This window comes from Microbulbifer mixtoriginis (SeqCode) (genome assembly GCF_052466765.1).
In genome coordinates this window covers 441,447-461,035 of the sequence record NZ_CP174289.1, presented here as the reverse complement: position 1 = coordinate 461,035, position 19,589 = coordinate 441,447, and the positions used below count along the sequence as shown (strand labels likewise).

The 19,589-nt window shown below is 40.3% G+C and carries 17 protein-coding genes; 13 read left to right on the top strand and 4 right to left on the bottom strand.

Annotated elements, in window-relative coordinates; translation table 11 throughout:
• Window positions 1-531: 531 nt before the first annotated feature.
• Window positions 532-1,818, bottom strand: coding sequence for an NRAMP family divalent metal transporter (locus ACJJIV_RS01930; protein ID WP_444890553.1), 1,287 nt, complete (start codon window positions 1,816-1,818; stop codon window positions 532-534).
• Window positions 1,790-2,695 carry a LysR family transcriptional regulator gene (locus ACJJIV_RS01925; protein ID WP_444890552.1) on the bottom strand — a complete coding sequence of 302 codons (906 nt, stop codon included), beginning with the start codon at window positions 2,693-2,695 and terminating at the stop codon, window positions 1,790-1,792. Before ACJJIV_RS01925 ends, ACJJIV_RS01930 begins: the two co-directional genes overlap by 29 nt.
• 184 nt (window positions 2,696-2,879) lie before the next feature.
• On the opposite strand from ACJJIV_RS01925, the gene ACJJIV_RS01920 reads away from it, so the two are divergent.
• The 12 genes from ACJJIV_RS01920 (at window position 2,880) to ACJJIV_RS01865 (ending at window position 15,333) form a co-directional block, all read left to right on the top strand.
• On the top strand, window positions 2,880-4,547 hold the full coding sequence (locus ACJJIV_RS01920) for an amidohydrolase family protein (RefSeq protein WP_444890551.1): 1,668 nt from the start codon (window positions 2,880-2,882) through the stop codon (window positions 4,545-4,547).
• Between the two features lie 18 nt (window positions 4,548-4,565).
• Entirely contained in the window at window positions 4,566-5,702 is a 1,137-nt protein-coding gene (locus ACJJIV_RS01915; RefSeq protein ID WP_444890550.1) for a dipeptidase, read from the top strand.
• A gap of 16 nt (window positions 5,703-5,718) precedes the next feature.
• Window positions 5,719-6,303: a hypothetical protein gene (locus ACJJIV_RS01910; protein WP_444890549.1), complete on the top strand. Its 585-nt coding sequence runs from the start codon at window positions 5,719-5,721 to the stop codon at window positions 6,301-6,303.
• 513 nt (window positions 6,304-6,816) lie between these two features.
• Window positions 6,817-7,047 (top strand): ketopantoate reductase family protein, encoded by a 231-nt coding sequence (locus ACJJIV_RS01905; protein ID WP_444890548.1) that lies wholly within the window; start codon window positions 6,817-6,819, stop codon window positions 7,045-7,047.
• Entirely contained in the window at window positions 7,022-7,765 is a 744-nt protein-coding gene (locus ACJJIV_RS01900; protein ID WP_444890547.1) for a ketopantoate reductase family protein, read from the top strand. The genes ACJJIV_RS01905 and ACJJIV_RS01900 overlap by 26 nt, the downstream gene beginning before the upstream one ends.
• A 481-nt stretch (window positions 7,766-8,246) precedes the next feature.
• A complete protein-coding gene (locus ACJJIV_RS01895) occupies window positions 8,247-8,741 on the top strand; it encodes an HD domain-containing protein (RefSeq protein WP_444890546.1) in 495 nt (164 codons plus the stop codon).
• 488 nt (window positions 8,742-9,229) lie between these two features.
• On the top strand, window positions 9,230-9,556 hold the full coding sequence (locus ACJJIV_RS01890; RefSeq protein WP_444890545.1) for a hypothetical protein: 327 nt from the start codon (window positions 9,230-9,232) through the stop codon (window positions 9,554-9,556).
• Window positions 9,557-9,661: 105 nt separating this feature from the next.
• Window positions 9,662-10,018, top strand: a complete 357-nt coding sequence (locus tag ACJJIV_RS01885) for a VOC family protein (RefSeq protein ID WP_444890544.1) — start codon at window positions 9,662-9,664, stop codon at window positions 10,016-10,018.
• 247 nt (window positions 10,019-10,265) lie between these two features.
• On the top strand, window positions 10,266-11,426 hold the full coding sequence (locus ACJJIV_RS01880; RefSeq protein ID WP_444890543.1) for an acyltransferase family protein: 1,161 nt from the start codon (window positions 10,266-10,268) through the stop codon (window positions 11,424-11,426).
• A 717-nt stretch (window positions 11,427-12,143) separates the two neighbouring features.
• Window positions 12,144-13,502: a serine hydrolase domain-containing protein gene (locus ACJJIV_RS01875; RefSeq protein WP_444890542.1), complete on the top strand. Its 1,359-nt coding sequence runs from the start codon at window positions 12,144-12,146 to the stop codon at window positions 13,500-13,502.
• Between the two features lie 412 nt (window positions 13,503-13,914).
• Window positions 13,915-14,259 carry a VOC family protein gene (locus ACJJIV_RS01870; RefSeq protein WP_444890541.1) on the top strand — a complete coding sequence of 115 codons (345 nt, stop codon included), beginning with the start codon at window positions 13,915-13,917 and terminating at the stop codon, window positions 14,257-14,259.
• A 630-nt stretch (window positions 14,260-14,889) separates the two neighbouring features.
• Window positions 14,890-15,333, top strand: coding sequence for a hypothetical protein (locus ACJJIV_RS01865; protein ID WP_444890540.1), 444 nt, complete (start codon window positions 14,890-14,892; stop codon window positions 15,331-15,333).
• Window positions 15,334-15,484: 151 nt separating this feature from the next.
• Here ACJJIV_RS01865 and ACJJIV_RS01860 read toward each other — a convergent pair whose 3' ends face one another.
• Window positions 15,485-16,537: a DMT family transporter gene (locus ACJJIV_RS01860; protein ID WP_252085628.1), complete on the bottom strand. Its 1,053-nt coding sequence runs from the start codon at window positions 16,535-16,537 to the stop codon at window positions 15,485-15,487.
• Between the two features lie 874 nt (window positions 16,538-17,411).
• On the opposite strand from ACJJIV_RS01860, the gene ACJJIV_RS01855 reads away from it, so the two are divergent.
• Window positions 17,412-17,813, top strand: a complete 402-nt coding sequence (locus tag ACJJIV_RS01855; RefSeq protein ID WP_444890539.1) for a VOC family protein — start codon at window positions 17,412-17,414, stop codon at window positions 17,811-17,813.
• Between the two features lie 448 nt (window positions 17,814-18,261).
• Here ACJJIV_RS01855 and ACJJIV_RS01850 read toward each other — a convergent pair whose 3' ends face one another.
• Window positions 18,262-18,756, bottom strand: a complete 495-nt coding sequence (locus ACJJIV_RS01850) for a DoxX family protein (protein WP_444890538.1) — start codon at window positions 18,754-18,756, stop codon at window positions 18,262-18,264.
• Window positions 18,757-19,589 lie beyond the last annotated feature (833 nt).

The following is a 19,589-nucleotide window of genomic DNA, read 5'->3' as shown; positions in this document are numbered from 1 at the left end:
TCAGGAGCGTTTAGAGGAAGTCGCTTAGGAGAGTTTTGGCGTGGAAGAAGTGATGATTTGGAGTTTCATCAGTTGAGTACAAGCCTACCTATGAGTACCCAGTGATTAAGAGGTGATCAATGGGCCTTCCTTTCGGGGTTGTTCATGCTGAAAGGAGCTAGCTTATGATGAGCCACTCATTATGTGAGAAGTTCAGTTTTACAGAGGTAGGAATAGCATTCCAAGTAACCACCTTGATAGATCTAATGCCAACTGCTTAGGTGGCTTAACTCAGGGTAAAAAATTGAGTCTGTAGCTAAAACGACTGATATAACCTGTGCAGGAGAGTTCAGAAGTACCCCTGAATATGAGGGGCAGTATTCATGAAGTAAGTTGATTTCCCCGGACTGCACCTTGTGTCAACAAAGTACTAGGAAAGCTGAAGATGAAGAGGGATTGATCTCTAAGGCTTAGATGACCTTATATATTGCGCTCATCCCTGAGCTTTACATTTCTAGACTTTTCAAGTCTGTTGATGTTGCAAAGAAATCGTTAGTTACTCAAGAAGCGCCAATAAATAAAGTAAAAGCTAAAACCTATCATTAAGCACAGGCAGGCATAAGTGTAAACTAAGTACCACCCTTTTAAGTGATACTCTCTTGGTACCCATTTCCCGTTCATAACAAGAATGTTGAGTAAAGCAAAGATTGGAGCACAAACGAAAGATAAAGTAGTTACAAAGTCGATAAGGTTTTTTAACTGATCAGCAAATAGGGAGATAATAAACCAGCTTATAAGGCTTAGTATAACAAGGGTGGAAACGTAGACTCTATTTTCTGGAATCTTAATGCTATTCGATGATCTCAAGGCACTTCGCCAAACTTGGGGAAAGCCATCGGAGACTGCAAAGGTGGTTGAGAAAAGCGCGACAAAACAGATAATGCTGATTGTTAAATGGCTCCAGTCACCAAGGGATTCGGTATAAATATTGATTAGCTGACCAGCAAATATGCCTGCAGATTGGGATAATTCAATATCTTTCCCAAACATTACTAGTGCACCTAACCATACAAATACAATCGCTAATAACAAACTGGTGAAATAGCCAACCTTAAAGTCAAATATGAGAGATTTCCTGGCAAACCCTCTATCTGGTTTTTCCTTTATCCTTCGCTCCGACCAAATAGAGTGCCAAACAGAAACTTCAATCGAAGTTGGCATCCAGCCGACTAAGGCGACAACAAATGCGATGCTCACAGCTGGTACTATATCGGCTGTTAAATGGGATTTAGAGGGAAGAAGCCCGTATTGGCTTATTGCAGCAATGAGTGTGATCAAGCTGGCAATAGCCAGTATGAGGACCATCCACTTTAAACTTTCATTCAGCCATTTAAATTGGCCAGCAATCAATATTGCACAGGTAATGACCAGAATGATGGCAGACCACTCTGAAACATTTAGGATATCGCCAAATAAATTGAGCGCTAAAGCAGCTGTGACAATCGTAACTGCAGCTTGAACAAAGAACATTGTTAGAAATGTGAGAGCCATATAGCTATAAAAACCCACTCGACTGTGTCTTTTATAGCCTTCCAATAAACTCTCGCCGGTGACAGCTGCATACTCTGGACCGATTTTGAAAAAAGGGTATTTGACTAAATGAGCTAGGAAAATAAAACCAATCAAAGCGAAAGCGTAATCTGCTCCTGCGCGAGTTGACTGCACGATATGAGACACGCCAATACTGCTTGCGGCCCAAATAATTCCAGGGCCTAGGTTTGAGAAAGTGCGTTTAAATACATCCATTAAATCAGAACTGCTCGGAATGATGTTGCTCAAAATAGCTCTTAGCCACATCGATAAAGGTTTTAACCTTCAAGGAAAGCTCGCAGCGATGAGGGTAGAGCGCAAAAATAGTCAGTGGCTTTATTGTGAATTTAGGTAAAATCTCAGTGAGTTGGCCAGAGTCGACATAAGATTTTACAGAGTAAAAAGGCGCTTGGATTACTCCTTGTCCTTCAGCCGCTGCCTCATTCAATAGCCTCCCATTGTTAGATTGCCAGGCCCAGGGGAGTTTGATTTTTTTTATCTCTTCTTTGTCTTGAAATAGCCAGTGATCCCCTCGTATGCTGTGGTTAAAGAAAAGTAATTGATGCTTCTTTAATGAATCCATGTTTTTAGGGAGCCCATTCTTTTCAATGTAAGAATCACTTGCCCAGAGTGCTAGCTTAGTTTTCGCGATAGATTGGACGATATAGCTAGAGTCGGGTAGTTCTGGTGCGATTCTAAAAACGAGATCGATTTTATTGTCGAGTAAATCGAGTGGGTCATTGCTGAGGTGAAAATCCAGGAATACCTGAGGATATAGCCTGCGGTAATTGGCAATCAATCCTGAAAAATATTGACTGCCTAGCTCTATGCTGGTCGATATCGATAGCCTGCCTCTGGGCTCTTGATTATATTCTGACATCGCCTGGTCGACGGAGTGGAGTTTTTTTAGTATTGGTGAAATTTGCTTATAGTAATCATCGCCCGCTTCGGTTATTGATACTTTGCGTGTATTGCGCATCACCAACAGGCAGCCCAGTTCCTCTTCTAACTGCTTGATGTACTTACCAACCATTGCTGCGGAAATGCCGAGTTCGCGAGCAGCAGCTGCAAAGTTTTGTTTTTCGCATACCAAACAGTATGCCTCAAGGGCGTGTAACTTGTTCATTGATTCCCCTGATGGCTAGTCTTCTTCTCTTCTTACGGTGGGCGTAAACTGGAGTATACCGATAAGTATAATAAACCAATAGTTTATACACTATAAACTCAAATGATATTTAAAGTGCATCCCAAATGACGCAAAATTTTGCTATTAGGTTAAAATTCCCCACAGTCTTCTTTTAGATAAGTACATGAAAATAAAACAAATTTTTATTCTAGTGGCTCTATACATTGCTACCAACGGCGTTGTATTCGCAGAGGAAAGTAAGCTAGAGCAAGTCTTGCTCATTAACGCCAATATAGTGGACGTTAAATCACTCAAAATTGATAAAAGACAGTCGATTCTTATTGAAGGCGATAAGATCAAGAGAATTTCTTCAACGAATAAGCTCTCCAAAGTGAGGGGGGCCAGTGTTGTCGATTTAAAAGGGAAGTTTGTGATCCCCGGCCTGATAGATGCGCATGTCCACCATGCAACAGATCCGGATAGCTGGGATAAATTGTCAATCACTACTGAACGACTTCGATACCTGCTTCGTGGTGGTGTCACTTCTGTGAGAGATATGGGCGGTGATGCGCGAGCCTTGGCCTACTTAAGACGTCAAGCAGAGGTCGACGCCATCGCTTCGCCAGACATCTACTTTTCAGTCATTATTGGTGGGGAATCCTTCTTCTCGGATCCGAGAACCATTGCCTCAGCTAAAGGGCGTACACCAGGCCACACAACATGGATGAGAGCGGTAGATCATAATTCAGATATGGACTCAGTAATGCTCCAGGCCATAGGCGCTGGTGCAACAGGCATCAAGATATATGCAGATGTTGAGGCCGAGACAGTGCCATTGCTTGCAAATGCAGCCAAAAGACATGGTTTAAAAGTCTGGTCGCATGCTTATATTGGCCCCTCCAAACCTTTGGATATTGTCAATGCTGGTGTTGAGACTATTTCACATGCCTCTGATATGTCCGCTCAGTTAGTTGATAACTTCAAGGCGTGGCGCAGGAAAACTGCTGAATTCGATGATTCAACTTGGGAAAAAATGCTACAAAAAGATAGATATTTAGATCTTTTTGATGCGATGAAAGAGAAAGGGACAATATTAGATGCGACGCTCACAGTATTTGAAAGAAGAAATGACTTAAACGAAAAATACAGGCAGCTTGATCAGCTCAGTACACAAATGACACAATTTGCCTATCAAAGCGGCATTACCATTGCTGCTGGCACGGATGCATTTAGTGACCTTGAAAATGACACTACACCGATGATTCATCATGAGCTAAAGCTGCTCGTAGATGAAATCGGCATGACACCTTTCGAGGCAATTCAAGCTGCAACTTTAAATGCTGCGAAAGTGATAGGGATAGAAGGTTCTGTCGGTAGTATTGAAGAGGGAAAGAAAGCAAACATGGTTGTGCTTTCAGAAAGTCCCGAAACAAATATTGAAAATAGCCAGGCGATAGCTCATGTAGTAAAGAACGGTCGTTTTATTTTTATTGGTGACGATCCACAATTGCCTTTCTCTTCTTCACGTGAAATGAATGGAACCATTTGGTTATCCGGGCAAATCGGTAATCATCCTTCAACTTTAACCTTGGCAGGTGAAAGTCTGGAAGCTCAGATGCATCAAACAATGAAGAATATTGGCCAAGTTCTTGAGAGCAAAAACCTGGGCTTTGACGATGTAGTTAAGTGTACTTTGATGCTCGCTGATATTGATGATTGGCCAGCGGCGAACAACGTCTACATCCAGTACTTCAGTGGGAAAAAACCAGCGAGGAGTGCTTTTGCAGCGAGCGGCCTGGCACTTGATGCCAAAGCTGAAGTGGAATGTATTGCTTCACGAAGCACTGATTAATTCTGGAGTGGGGATCTTATGAACGATATAAATAGAAGAGCACTAATTAAATCTCTAGTATCAGGTGGCGTTGGTTCATATTTGGCTATTAACTCGGGTATATTAAATGCTTTTTCTGGGGGTAATGCAGGAAAATCAACGTGGAATTCATATGGTTCATCGATTGTAATTGATGGTCTCAGCGTGGCATTCTCGCTCAGGGAGCCAGTCTCTGAAGAAGCCCTGGGAATATTCAAGAGCTCGGGTATTAGTGCCTTGAATATGACAGTTCCCTATCCAGGTGATGACTATTCGGAGACTTTAAAGAAGGTTGAAAAAGCCAAGTCCATCATCGAGCAGAACTCAAACTACTTGCGCTTAATTCAATCCGCATCAGATATCCTGAAAGCGAAGCAGGAGAGTAAGCTCGGTATCATAATGGGATTCCAATCAACTGAAATGTTTGATCAGTCACTTTCAGGTATTTCAGAATTCGCCAAAATGGGCGTTAAGATAATGCAGGTATCCTATAATGGTCCTTCTATCCTTGGCAGCGGCGGTCTCGTTAAGGAGGATTCAGGGATAACTTCCCTTGGCAAGAAAGCCATAGAAATAATGGAGGCGGAGAAAGTACTGATCGACCTCTCGCATTCAGGAAAGAAGACAGTTTCCAGTGCTATCATTCAATCAAAAAGACCGGTTGTGATCTCTCATACTGGCTGCAACGCTATTTACGACCACCCTAGAAATAATGACGATACAGAATTAAAAGCTGCTGCAGACACCGGTGGCTTGGTTGGAATCTACTTAATGCCATTTTTGGAAGGTGGCGAGCATGAAATAAAGGCCGATGTGGTAATCGAACATATACTGCATGCCTATAAAGTATGCGGTGAAGATCATGTTGCCATAGGTAGTGACCAAGGCGTAGTGCCGGTCAATGATGGTCCTGAGTATCGAGAAAGTATTCGTAAGGAAGTTGAGCGTCGTATTGCGGCTGGAATTTCGGCGCCCGGCGAAACACCAAATCGTCCACCCTTTATTCCGGAATTAAACTCCGAGAGACGGATGGAGCTTATTGCCTATAAGTTAAGCCAAAAAGGAATTCCTGATCGAGTGGTAGAAAAAATAATTGGTAAAAACTGGTTGCGTGTTTTTGCTACCGTATGGAATTAAAGGAAGGTGAGATTCAATGGTTAAATATATAAAGTTTGATGATGTTCTATCTCGACTGGTTGTTTGTGTTACGCTTCTCTTTTCACCTTTGCTTTTTGCTGAAGAGCTTAGCACTTACTCAGAATTTCCAAAAGATTCAAAGACTGAAGTAATTCCTTTTCCGATCGAATTTGCCTCAGATATCACCTTGAATGGTATTGAAGAGCTTGTGTTTCTGCCTGGCATGTATAAACAAGAAAAAGAAGATTTTTTTAGTTATGCTTTTTCTTGGACCCACAAGCCAGAGAAGAAACAAGTTTTTGGAAAGTTCGAAATCCAGAATTTTATAGCCGCCTACTATAGGGGGTTGTACAAAGCTGTCACTGAAGGCAAAGAGTATGAGCCTACTATTACAATGGAGTGGGTTGATGGCAAGTATACTGGCCAGATAAAGTGGATTGAGCCATTTGTAACTAAAAAAGAACAGACCCTCTACTTTAAAGGGGATCAAGTTAACTGTAAAAAAACGAGTGAGCTTCGGTGGTACTTTATTGTTTCTCCACAGAATTCCTCTCACCCTGTATGGAGAGAACTTCAGTCGATAAAACCCAAAAGCTGCTAGTGATAAAAATCAAATGTTATCAATCCCTATAAAGTATTTTATTTTGGGAGATCATAGAAAGCGCACAGCTTAAACTCATCTGATTTTCAGAAATTTTTTTGGTCTTTTAGGTGAATAGGCCCTAAGTGTTTCTCTGCTTTGGGCCAGCTCCGTTCGTCATACGCAATGACTTGGCTGTCTGGGGTAGCAACCTAGTCGGCAATTTATTAGTATCCGGCTATCAGAAAATTCTTTTTTATATAAAGTATCCCTTATCTTTAAAGAATCTACACTACTACCAGTATTCAAAGGCTGGGGGATGGCTATCTATCTCTTTACGAGAAACACACCTGGTTGGGCTCATAACATGGTTCGATTGTCCTAACAGCAATAGTCGAGTAGATTTTTTTTCTCCAGGTCTTAATGCAAAAGCTAAAGTAATAGTTAGGCGTTGCTTTCAAAGCCCTTTTGATTGCTATTCTTAGCAAGTCGATATGGTTTAAAGACCATTTGAAGCGCGGGGAAAAGAACGAGATGAATATTATTGTTATGGGCGCCGGAGCCCTCGGAAGCTACTTTGGCGGCCACCTGGCGAGGGCAGGACACAAAGTGCTCTTTATTGCTCGAGGGAGGCAGCTGAAGGCACTTAAAGAGCGTGGTTTAACGGTGCTGCCACTTGAAGAAGAGCCCTTTACTATCCAGGTTGATGCTGCGGAGACTACGACTTCGGTGTGGGGAAGTGGATCTAATCCTATTCTGCGTTAAGACCTACGATACTGAAGCAGCCATAAAGCTTATCGCCCGTGCTGTAGGTGAAGACACAAAGGTGCTTACCCTGCAGAATGGTGTCGACTCCTTGGATTCCCTGAACGAAGCCTTTGGGCGAAAAGCTATTCTGGGCGGCATCTCATGGACTAATGTGGCGATCGAAGAGCCTGGAGTTGTGCGGCACAGATATCCCGGCCCACTTGTCTTTGGTGATCCAAATGCAACTGGCTCAAAGCGCACCCTAGTGCTTAAAGATACATTTCTACAAGCTGGAGTTGCCGCTGAGGTCAGTGATGATATCACTTGGGCTATTTGGGAGAAGTTCCTGTTCATCTGTGCGGTGAATGGAATGACAGCACTCACACGATTGCCTGTGGGTACGCTTCAAGCCTGCCATGCCTCTCGCGAGTTATTTGTTGACATTATGTGTGAGGTTTATTCCTTAGCACGGCGAAGTGGAATAGAGCTTTCGGAGGATACGGTTGAGCGTACAATTAGGCATATGGAGAGGGAGTTGCCTCCTGGAGTACTCAATAAGACTCTTGGTTCGATGTACTTCGACATAGCATCTGGAAGGCGCCTAGAGCTTGAGTCTCTAAATGGTGCTGTTGTGCAAAGAGGGAAGCAGCTGAAGGTAGCAACACCGGTTAACAGTTTTGTCTACGGGGCATTGAAGCCCTGGGCCAATGGCGAGCCTATGCGCAATGGGGTATAACAAGTTGAGCAAACACCCCGTATATAGCGCTTGATTCAAACGTTTCCTCCCATTTCCTTGATCAGTGTACAAAAACAAGCCGTTGCTGAGTCGGATTCGGGGTTACTTCATAAAAACACAATCATGGACTTCTTGGGTTAATGGTTTGGAGTAGTTGATAGCTCCCGTTTAACCAGATACCGCCAATGTGGTCATGTAGTGACCTATCTCGCCCTCCCCATTACAACCATGCCTCAATGGTCTCGCGTATCCGGAATCCCCTGGAGCTACCGGATCAGTGTGATGTCATTATCGAAAACGATTGTTATAGTAATAATATTAGCTGGAGGGGCCTGTGACTGTGTTCCTCACCTAGAAGGTGGCTTCAGCACGGACCATAGGCAGCAGGTAAATGAAGGGGAGGCATCCCCACAGAGTAAAGACACGCTCGTAACAACTAGAGGACTAGGTTCTGAGGACTAGAGAAGAAGCATTTCAGCTATTGGACAATCTGGATGCGCCCCAGCATCTCATTAATCACGTTACATTAGTTGGTGAGGCGGCCGATCTCCTGATTGAAAAGTTTATCGAAATGAAAGTGAATTTCGATCCGGACTTTGTCCGTGTTGGTGTAGTGATACATGATATTGGGAAAATTATACATACCAATGAAATGTATGGCCCAGGATCACAGCATGAACCTGAAGGTGAAAGGATATTACTATCAAAAGGTTTTACACCAGCAATCGCTCGATGCTGTCTTTCTCATGCCCGTTGGAGTGATATGGAATGTACGATAGAAGAGCTAGCGATAGCGCTCTCAGACAAGTTGTGGAAAGGCAAGCGCGTAGAGGAGCTTGAGCTCCAAATAATAGACCGAATATCACATATCTTAGATGTGGAACGTTGGGATATCTTCTCCGAATTAGATTTATGCTTTGAGAGTATTGCTAGTGAAGGCCTTAAGCGGTTACAGCGGAGTGTCACTAGTGGATAGATTATTCGAGATTTCTCTGAGTAAAATGGTACGTTTTTTCTAATAAGAAGCATTCAAAATTGACGTCACTTTATTAAGAAGCTCCAAGATTATAAATTAACAGCCAATTGATTTATCTCTTTCCTTAAATCCTGATATGGTTACCGGGAAAAATGATACACGTGTTGGCAGAAGCCAGTGATTATCTACTGCTTGATATACTTTTGTAGGATGTGGAAACCGAAGCTAACAGATCAAGGGGTTATTGTCGAGTTGATTGTTTTGAGTAGTCTTAAGTCATGATAGCCGAATTACTGTGAACCTTACATAAAAAATAGAAGTTTTTGGGTTTATTTTTGGTTGGGCTTTGAACTCATTTTTAATTGGCACCGTATTCTTTAGACTCGATAGTGAGTTGAAATATAACTTGCATCAAGTGTGAGGGTGAAATGATACTCGTATTAAAGAAAGATTATGAATAAGGTGCTGGGCACCAAGGGAAGATTGTAATGTGCAGCAAAGGAAAGTTGGCTGGTTGGGCGTTATCAATATATGCTTTTCTATCACTTATAATATATATTTTTGGTTTTGTTGTTTTCTATTTTTTCTTTTTTAGTGAATTTCCTGAGTTGTTATCGTGGGCATTCATAGTTCTTTTAGTGTTATTGATGCCTATCAATTCTATTGGTCTGGCAGCAGGTATAAAGTTGATCCAAGAGGATAGAGGGGCATACAAAATAGCTATCCCTTATTCAATATTCTGCTTACTCAATTTCCCTGTCGGCACAGCGGTCGGCTTTTTCTGTCTGTGGGTATATTATGAGAAGAACGGTTAAGTGATGGTGGGTAGATATTTTGTAACCAGCCTCTCTGTGGTGAAGAATCTATGTATTCTTATGTTGAGTGCTTAATATTGTTGGCCACATTTATGGAGTCATGATATGAAGATGAACTATGTGGTTCTCGGTAGTAATGATCTGGAGGCATCAATAAGGTTTTACAATTCACTTTTTGAAGATACGGGATTTGAACAACTATTCTCTAATGAAAGGATGACTTTTTGGCGGTACAAAGAGTTTACATTTTCGGTGGCAGAGCCCTTTGATGGGGAAGAAGCTACGAATGGAAATGGAACAATGATTGGATTTAATGCTGAATCAAAGAAAGAGGTGGTAAGACTATATGATAAAGCGGTTGAATTGGGTGGCACCTGTGCGGGTAAACCAGCTCAGCGGGGCTTGAAATTTGCCGCATATGTAAGAGATTTAGATGGGAACAAAATATGTTTTTTTGAATAGGATATTTCAATGAGGTGGGTGATTTTTAACTTTAGGATGTCTGCTTTTGGTGTGATATTTCATAGAGCTATAACTATCAATTGATAGAGTTTGATAGGAAGCGTCATGAAAAGAAGAGAAATGCATAGTGGGCTAATGGCAGCTTTTGTTAAAGCTTAATTCTACTAAAATTATTCTTAGTGCTACCAAAAGGGAGTGAAGGTAAAGCCTATGCTATTAAAATTTAGAGGATCATGGAAAGAGCTGTATGAATAACGTCAGGGTTTCCGAGCTAGATTGGTTGAGAGTCATATTGATTTTGGCAGTATTCCTACATCATGCATTAATGCCGTTTAATGGGGATAAATGGCATATCATGAATGCGGAGTCTAGCAAGCTGCTTGATGATGTTATGGTATATTTTGAGCAATTCAGGCTGCCAACACTATTTTTTATTGCTGGTGTAGGAAGTGTATTGTTGCTCCGTAAAGTCTATCCATCTCAGTTTTTGCGAGATAAATTTTTTAGATTATTTATTCCTTTGCTTGTAGGGGTGTTACTTGTTGTGCCGCCTCAGAATTATATTGAGGATATTGGTCAATATGGCTCATTTTTGCAGGCCTTCCCTCAGCTTGCACTTAAGTTTGATTCAAACCACTTATGGTTTATTGAATACTTGGTCTTCTTTTCATTGCTTGCAGTACCGTTTTATTTTTTTCTAAGGTCACAATGGTCAAGTTCATTTAAAGGATTTGTAGAGTGGTTGTCGGATACATCAAGTGGTCTATTTGGATTGGTTTTGGTATTGATTGTAATCAGAGTGGGGCTGAAATTATATTTTCCTGATAATGGTCATGGCATAGGCAATCTGTCTTCCACTTTGTTTTATCTTTATTTCTTCTTTGTCGGTATGGTTTTCATACAGTCTCGCAAGGTTTGGGCATCATTAGAGAAGTATCGGAAGGTAAACTTTGTGTGGTTGCTGGTCAGCTCATTAATTTTTTATACTTATTACTATTCTCCGGACTTAAGCGAGTATTTGTCAATGCAAACTCGTTGGTCAATTTGGTGGTTTGTAGGTTGTTTGGTCGCCTGGTCAGCGTTATTGACCCTGTTAGGTTATGCTCAGCGCCACCTAGGAAGCACCCCTAAATGGCTAAAATTTAGTAATGAATTGATATATCCATTTTACATTTTTCACCAAACAGTCATCGTTGTGCTTGGTTACTTTGTAATTAGCTTGTCAATGTCTTTGGCGTATAAAGCTATGATACTAGCTATTGGTTCTTTTTTGATAACTACTGCTATATGCTTGTTAGTTGTGTATCCATTCAGTGTAACACGTAGACTCTTTGGGCTTAAGCCTAGAAGGAGTAGCGTAAGTGATGATATTGCTTGTAATAAAACAATTCACGGGACTGTCAGGTAATAGTAGTGTAAGTATGAGAATTGCAGTTTCTAACTGATAAGGCATGGTTGTTATAAAGAGTAGATGGAGTACTGTGATGAGCTTTTCTAACTTTATTAGGAGAGCGGTCACATAATATTTTATAGGGCTACTTTGGTTGAGGACATCTGTCTCTAATCAGCAACTTTTAGCACCTAGTATTATAGGTGAGACATATGTTTTAATTTTTTGGGTGTCACTGGTTCTGAGAGTTAGTATTAAAATCTTAACTTCCCACTGATGACAAAGCTGTAAGTGGGCTCTGCGATGAGGGGGGTTACTGGAGGAGCGTGGTGGTCCCTTTGACGGTAGATGTACTTAAATGGAAAAGAGTAGCAAAGAAACTCTTGCAAGTTTAATTGGACTATGGAGCTTGCCTGGCCATGAATGATAATCCCCACTACAGCAGAACAGCTCAATATATCTGGTTCAAAACTCTAGCCTAGAAGATGGCAAGTAAGACCATAGCATCAATTTTACTTCAGAGTAAACCCGGACTACTCAACGTCTCACCCTATCATATATTGATTCGGAAAATTGCTCTTCTTAAGTTGATAGTTTTGATTAAGTAAACTGTAAAGATAGCAGTTACTTAAATTGAAAATTGGAATAATTTTTTAATAAAAATTAAAATCAATGTTATATTCGATTTTTGAGAAGCTTCTTTGTACAACTTCGTTACAAAAGGATAGGGGTAAAATGAAAAGATTAATACTTGGCATATTTCTGCTGATGTTGAATTTAAATGTGTCTTTTGCTGATGTGATAGAGGATAGGCAGAGGCGTTACAAAGAAATTTTGGTGGAAAACGTTAAAATAGATGAGCCTGGTGTCGCCGTTATTGTCAGTAAAAAAGGAAAGGTGATTTTCCAGGGGGCTCATGGCCTCGCAAATCTAGAGCACAATATACCATTGACAGCTAATAGTGTATTTCGCTTGGGTTCTATCACTAAACAGTTTACTGCAGCAGCAATAATGATGTTGCAGGAACAAGGTAAGCTTTCACTAACGGATAATATTCATAAATATGCACCTGATTTCCCAACTGAAGGGAGTGATGTAACCATTGAACATCTTTTAACTCACACTTCTGGAATTGCTAATTACACTGAAGATGAGGAGATTTTTGCTAAAGAAATACAGTTGCCGACAACCATTGACGATATGCTAATTCGATTTGCCAAGCACCCTATGAAATTTAAGCCAGGCGAGCAGATGCGTTATTCGAATACGGGTTATGTTCTTTTGGGAAAAATTATTGAGGTTGCCAGTGGGCAATCATATGCTGATTTTATCGAAGAAAATATTTTTAAGAAAGTCGGCATGAAATCTAGCTACTATGGTGGTTCCAAAGTTATCCCAAATAGGGCTAATGGTTATGATACATCACCTGATGGCGTAGTTAATGCTACGTATATCGATATGATGTGGCCTCATGCTGCTGGAGCACTTTTATCTACTGTGACAGATCTGGATATATGGTTCAGAGCTTTACGAGACGGCGAGGTACTTTCCAAAGAAAGTTATCAGAAAATGATTGAACCGTTCAAGTTGAATGATGATTCTATGTCAAATTATGGCTATGGGTTGGGCATCGGAAAACTTAATGAATATGACATGGTAGCACACAGTGGTGGTATACCAGGTTTTGCTACTGATGCATTTTATATTCCATCTGAAGATTTGTACATTGCCGTCTTAAGTAATCTAAGTAGCCGTAACCCAAGTTTAATTAGTAAGTTATTAGCAGCTGAAGTTCTTGATATACCTGTGCCGAAGTTTAAATCAGTCGAATTAGATGAAAGTAAAGTTAAAGAGCTTCTGGGTAGCTATAAGATTGATGAAAATTCCGTTAGGACATTATCTTTGGAAGATGGAATTTTTTATTCTCAACGAAGTGGTGGTCCAAAATACGAAATCATTCCAATGTCTGAGAATAGTTTCTATTTCGAGAATACTTTGACCTATATGGTTATTGAGCAGGATAAAAATGGTAAGCAGGTCATGAGTTTCTATAATGATCTCGCTGTAAAGCCCCAGCAGGCAGTCAAGTTGTAGAAATATTTCACCCCCTCTTAAAAGGAGGATGGGAGGGGGTAAATTGTCGTCAACACGTATAAGGATAATATGAAAGTTGACTTGATCTTTCTTTATCGTATTCATGTGTAATCAAATATGGGAAAACTACTTATGGATAACACTCTCACTGCTACGATAGGTATATTCTTAATGCCTATTCTAATAACAGGAGGGTTAATCCCAGAAACTCATGAAAATTCCTGTAGTTTTGTTTCGTACAGTAGAATTAAAGTAGAAGGCTCGACAGAAGTCGCTTGGGCAATCAACTGAAATGGCTTGGATAAATTAAAAGAAATGTCGGAATCACCCTGTAAAAAAATCAAAGAGTAATATCATCATATTCAGTAACCATATCTGAAGAATTTGTAATTCAATCAACCAATTGAGAATTATGAAAATACACTATTTAGAAATTGTGGCTCTAGATGTAGATAAAGTATGTGCAGCATACGAAGCTGCTCATAATGTCCGATTTGATGATACCGATGAACTTCTCGGTGGAGCTCGAACATGTAGCTTAAAAGATGGCAGTATCGTCGGTGTGCGTCGACCTTTGCGAGAGTCGGAAGAACCCGTAGTTCGCCCATATTGGCTTGTTGAGGACATAGAAAAAGCCATAAGCCTTATTAAAGCTCAAGGGGCAAAGATTGCGGTTCCACCATTAGAGATACCTGGTAAAGGGATATTCGCTATTTATATCAATGGCGCTGTTGATCATGGATTTTGGCAAGTTTGACAAGGGTAATTTTATTAGCCATCGAGTAATAGCTCAAAAATTGTCTTGATTTTATTACGATGATTGAAGCTAGGTTCACTCTCTACAAGCCCTACAGTCGATCAATTTTTGATCTCCATATAAATCATCTTTGTGGTAGATGAGAAGGAATTTAGGGGACGTGGATTCTCCCTCTAACAATTAGTTTAATTCTTATCTTAACTCAATAATCTATATGCAAGTATTCCGCTAGAGGATGATTAAAGTATCTCTGGCTCAGCTGGCTCCAGATTTAAGCATGTGATCAAAGCGTTGGGTCGACGGTTCGGTACTTAATCTAATTATGAAGCCTGGTCTGAGTAGAATAATTTTTACAAGATCGCCATATATCCCTGCTTAGACAAGTAATACAGTTAAATACGCATTTTGGCTGCATGTAAACTTTAATAAGGAAGCCTTTAACTACAGTTTAATCTGGCAAATTTGGGGTGACTAAAAGACCTTGGTTTCAAATGGTTCTTTTTTATATGTTATAATGGATTTAGATTTTAGGTTTAAATATGCGCCAGTTGACGGGCTTCACGTTTTACGTTGGGCTTTTCATTGTTCTGAGTATTTTTCATTAAAACATTATATTTTAAGGCTAAATCTATGTCGAAAATTAAAATGGAGTGGAAGGTTATTTTAGTCTCCGCTTTCGCTGGGGCTTTCTTAACGGGTGTATCTCAATATTTACTTTTAAATGCTTCATATGATAATGATATAAAAAAGGCAAAATTATTGGTAAGGCAAGAGCTCCTTATGAAAGAGCTAGAAGAGCGTAAAAAAGCATATAAAGGTATAAGGAAAGCTGTCCTGGAGTTTCATAACGCCAGGTCTGAAAGAGATATGCTGGTTGCTGGAGTTAAAATAAATACTCTTAAGCCATATTTTGAAAGGGTATATAGAACTCAAGCAAGTGTTGAAGCTTGGCGGGAAAAAATGATGGAAAAAATTAAAAATAAAGATAAAGAAGCCTCTGACGATTTTTTTGAAGAAATGGAGGCGGCTTTTCATGCAGATTTAAAAAGAATTGAAAGTCAAATACTTGAATAATCTTTAATCAGTACATCCGTCAATTAAATTTCATATACTTCTGAATCCTTCTTTTGAAGATGTAAGCTAATGATGTAGCTTTTTAATGATAGATTTAACTTAAACCTGTAACTCTAAATTAAATATAAAATGTGATCAGTAAAATACTGATTTATACACCCTTAAATGAGCATGGCTTTTCATACTTCATTTCGACGGCTTTTTGTTCACGATATTGACCGAGTAGTGAGATTCCTATTCCGGCCATGATAATAATTCCTCCAATAATTTGAGCAAAGTTTGGAATCTCTTGAAGGATAACGAAGGCGAAGAAAGTGCCTGCTACGGGGGTGATGGCGGTAGCGATAGAGATGTCGGCAGAGCTGGCCCCTCCTTGGAGCCCTTTAAACCAGGTGATCTGCCCAAAAACAATAATGACCGCTCCATATACAAGCATCCACACCCAGAGGAATGGGGAAAGGAGGTCGTTAAAGTGGTTGGCTCCAAATACAGAGAGGACAATGACCGAGAAGAGGATCACACCTGCAAGCATGCGGAAAACTGAAAAGACGCCAATAGGGACGCGATCAAGCAGTTTCCGACTGACCTGAACGGCAATGACGCCTAAGAGTGTTGCTACAGCGGTTAAAATTTCTCCAGCTTTGGGGAGGGTTTCTAGGAATTGGTTCATTGCTGGATTTCCAAGATTCAGCATTTTCATGCTCATTGGATCTTCCATCGGAGGTTGATGTAGCACAAAAATTGCAATAACACCAACCGTTACCACAAGGGCACCCACTATTGAGAATCCTGTTGGCTTCTCCCGGAACATCAAAAAAGCAAATAAGAGTCCTAAGGGAGCATCTAAAGTTGCGATTAAAACGACATTAGTCACCTCTGTGATCATTAGAGCAATAAAAAAGAAAGCTGGGGCAAGAACACCAGACATCAAGATGAGCACAAACATGTAAAACCAGTCTTTGAAAGGGTACTGTTTTAAGATGCTGAGGCGCCAATCTTTCCTATAGATTATCAAAAGGGTGATACCCGCCAAGAGATTTCCTGCGAACAAAAGGTTGCAAAATGATATGGGATTGTTTCCATTAATGAGATGATGGGCACCGAGTTCCCCAATTTTCGCAACAACAGAGTTGGAAGCGGCAAAGATAAGAATCGAAATCCATAGCCAAAATCGGGTACTTTTTACGGTGTGCTGATTTTCCATTTTGAATCCCCTGAGTGCTATGGCAAGCTTAAGCGGATTTACCTCGCCCTTTACCAACTACGACTTATCTGATAGTGAAGGTGGGTCATTCTAATCTGGATTAGTTTAGACTAAATCTCATAATCGGCTGCCTAAAAGCAGTTAAAATTAATCTATATATCCACGTCAGAGTGATTTTTCTGGTCAATGTTTGAGGCAATGTTACACACTTTCCACCTCCGCCCAGTAAAATATTCGAATTTAGTTCGGAAAATATGATTGTGAAATCTGATTGGGCGGATGGATTTTATAGGCGTAATTTCATCTCTTATGCTGCATCGTCAAACAGTCAAGATATGGATATTTTCTAAGAGCTGAAAGTTTTTATGAGTTAGTGACGCTAATGGATGAAGCTGGGTGTTCGACTGCCTAAGGTGGTAGATCTCTTCTCGGTGGATAGGGTGAGGTCTAGGGCTTGGAAGTCCATAACCACTTGATCGTTTTTCACTTCCTGCACTGTGACTGAGACATTGTAACTAATTCTTAGTTTTGGACGGTTGAGCGCTAAGGGTTAACCGGCTCGTTTTCTGCTAACACTCAATATCAAGGTAAGTATTCTGTGGTGGGGAAGCTTGGTAATAAGTGGTGCCTGTAGTCTCAGTAGGGTGAAAATAAGGGTAGAGAGTCTCGAGTTGTGAAAGGTAGGTGTTAGGTTCCCAGTGATTAGGGATTTTTTCCAGAGTAATGATTATATTTTACTCTTTTATCTCGAACCAACTTGGCTAGCTGGTTCTTCATTCTTCGTTTAACTTTCTTCTTCAGTCAATAGACTTGGTAGTTTATACTTTGCGGGTGGGTAGCCAATGGTTTCTTCGATTGTATCTTTGTGAAAGGAGTGCTAGATATCAAGCCGTTTCATCTATCGTTCGTTGTTCCAGATCTAGAAAAGGCAAGGGAGTTCTACGTAAACCTACTTGGCTGTACTGTAGGCCGAGATACAGAAGAATGGATTGATGTAATATTCTATGGGCATCAGATTACTATACATCAAGAAAAGGATGGAATCGTAGCCAAGCCTATAGATCACTTTGGCCCATTACTTGAGAAAAAACAGTGGAGTGAAGTGTTAGCTTTACTCAAAGACAGTTCGATTCCATTCGTACTGGAACCACTAGTGAGAGGCGAGGACTCTGAAAATGAAGCTGGTAAATTTGTAGTTAAAGATCCGGCGGGCAATTTGCTTGAGTTTAAGTACTACAATAATTATTCAGGCACTGTATCTGGTAACAATAAATAAAAAAGACAGATAGTAGCTATAGCTGTGTATTACTTAGCAAGTTAGTTCGATAATCCAGGCTTGATGCATCTTGCAGTCTAATCAAGTTCAACCTATTTGTCTTTACTGAAAATCAATTCGGGGTGTTTCCCGATCGGGAAGCATCGTGAGCGATGCCTGGTGCCTGGCGGCGGAGTAGGTGATGGGCTTTTAATGGGGAGGTGGGCAATAGGCTTTTAAAGCTTGGGGGTCTCTTCGATTTATTCAGGGTGCTCGAATTTCATATTAAAGGATGTAAATTTGGCTATCTGATTTTCAATTTTTCTAAGTATTCTTTTTAGCTGTTAGTCTAGATGAATTGTACTTCTGTTTTGTAGGTGTCTAGGGGTATATGTTTTCAATAGGGTTGCCAGATTCGGATTAAGATTGAAGAAATAACTGTACTAACTATGACAGCAGTCCAACTTCTTTAATTGTGGTTAATAATGCCTAGCTTATCAGCGATTAGGTAATCTAAGCTAAATCGACCAGGACCTGTAGTTATTAACCATACAAATAAAATAATATATAAAACTTGGGGTAGGTAAATAAACCAGCTTAGCCAATCCAATGGCCCTATGCCTTTGGGGATGACATGCTCAATTTCAACAGTGGTGATAGCAACAATCATTACGATAATTAGTATAATCGCAACAATTGAAGAAAAAAGCCCTGCTATTAATAGTAAGCCACCAAAAAATTCTACAGAAGCTAAAAATATAGCCATAAGTTCATGAAAGGGCACTCCTATTTCTTTCATTAAATTTATTAGGTCTGCATGTCTCTCAGGTACAAATAGCTTGTTATACCCAGATACTGAGAAGAATAACCCCAATGACACACGTGCTACCAAGATAGGTATCCATTCCCAATTATGAGCACCAACAAGTATTTTCTTCGTCAGTGGAGAATCTTGTGTAAACATAAGCGCCTTCTTATATAGCTGTATTCTAACTGTCAGTTTTAATTTTAAATGCTTCGTATGCTTTTAAAGTCTTCCCTGCAGTCTGTGCCAAATGTTGGAGTATTTCCATTCTCACCTTTTTCACTCTTACCTATAGGTGTGTATATTTTAACATCTTTTTTACTGAGAGCTGTCTGCAAATAAGTAATCACCTCAGTCATTAATGCTGTATCGTAAATAAATTATTTTTATTTAGGTATTAAACATGGCTAAAATGGCTGGCGCAGACGCAAATTGCCTTACTCGTTATACATCGAATCGGCATGATTTCGCATATCCTGAATGCCAGCGACCTATCTTGACTGCGCACTCATTTCGGGTGCGAAAGCTAGAGAGATATTAAAAAATACGACAAATGCAATACAATCCGCAATGCTTTCACCATCTTAGCCTATTCAAATGTCAGGGCAAATTAAATCGATGATTGACCTTTTCCGCGCCATATGACGTGTTTGTGGTTAGGTAGCCCACAGAGCTCCTTATCCAATGGGAGCTTTGGTGCTATTTCTAATTTTTGCCGGGACTCACTCATGGACAAGTGTGGAGATGGATCAGAATATCCTGTAGTCCTTTTGCAATCGTGGTGAATGAAAAATCGGTCAGGAACAGGAAGCAGTGAGTGGCTATATCAAGGGAAGAGATTTTAATAGGGAGAAATGTACAAATGAAAAATACCGCCTGGCTTAATTCAAGAATTAATAAGAAGCTCGGATAAAAATAAGAGCAAAAAAGCATACTCTTTCTTCTTTAAATATTTGCCCCTTTAGCCTCCTCTTCTGTAACCGAAATAATAT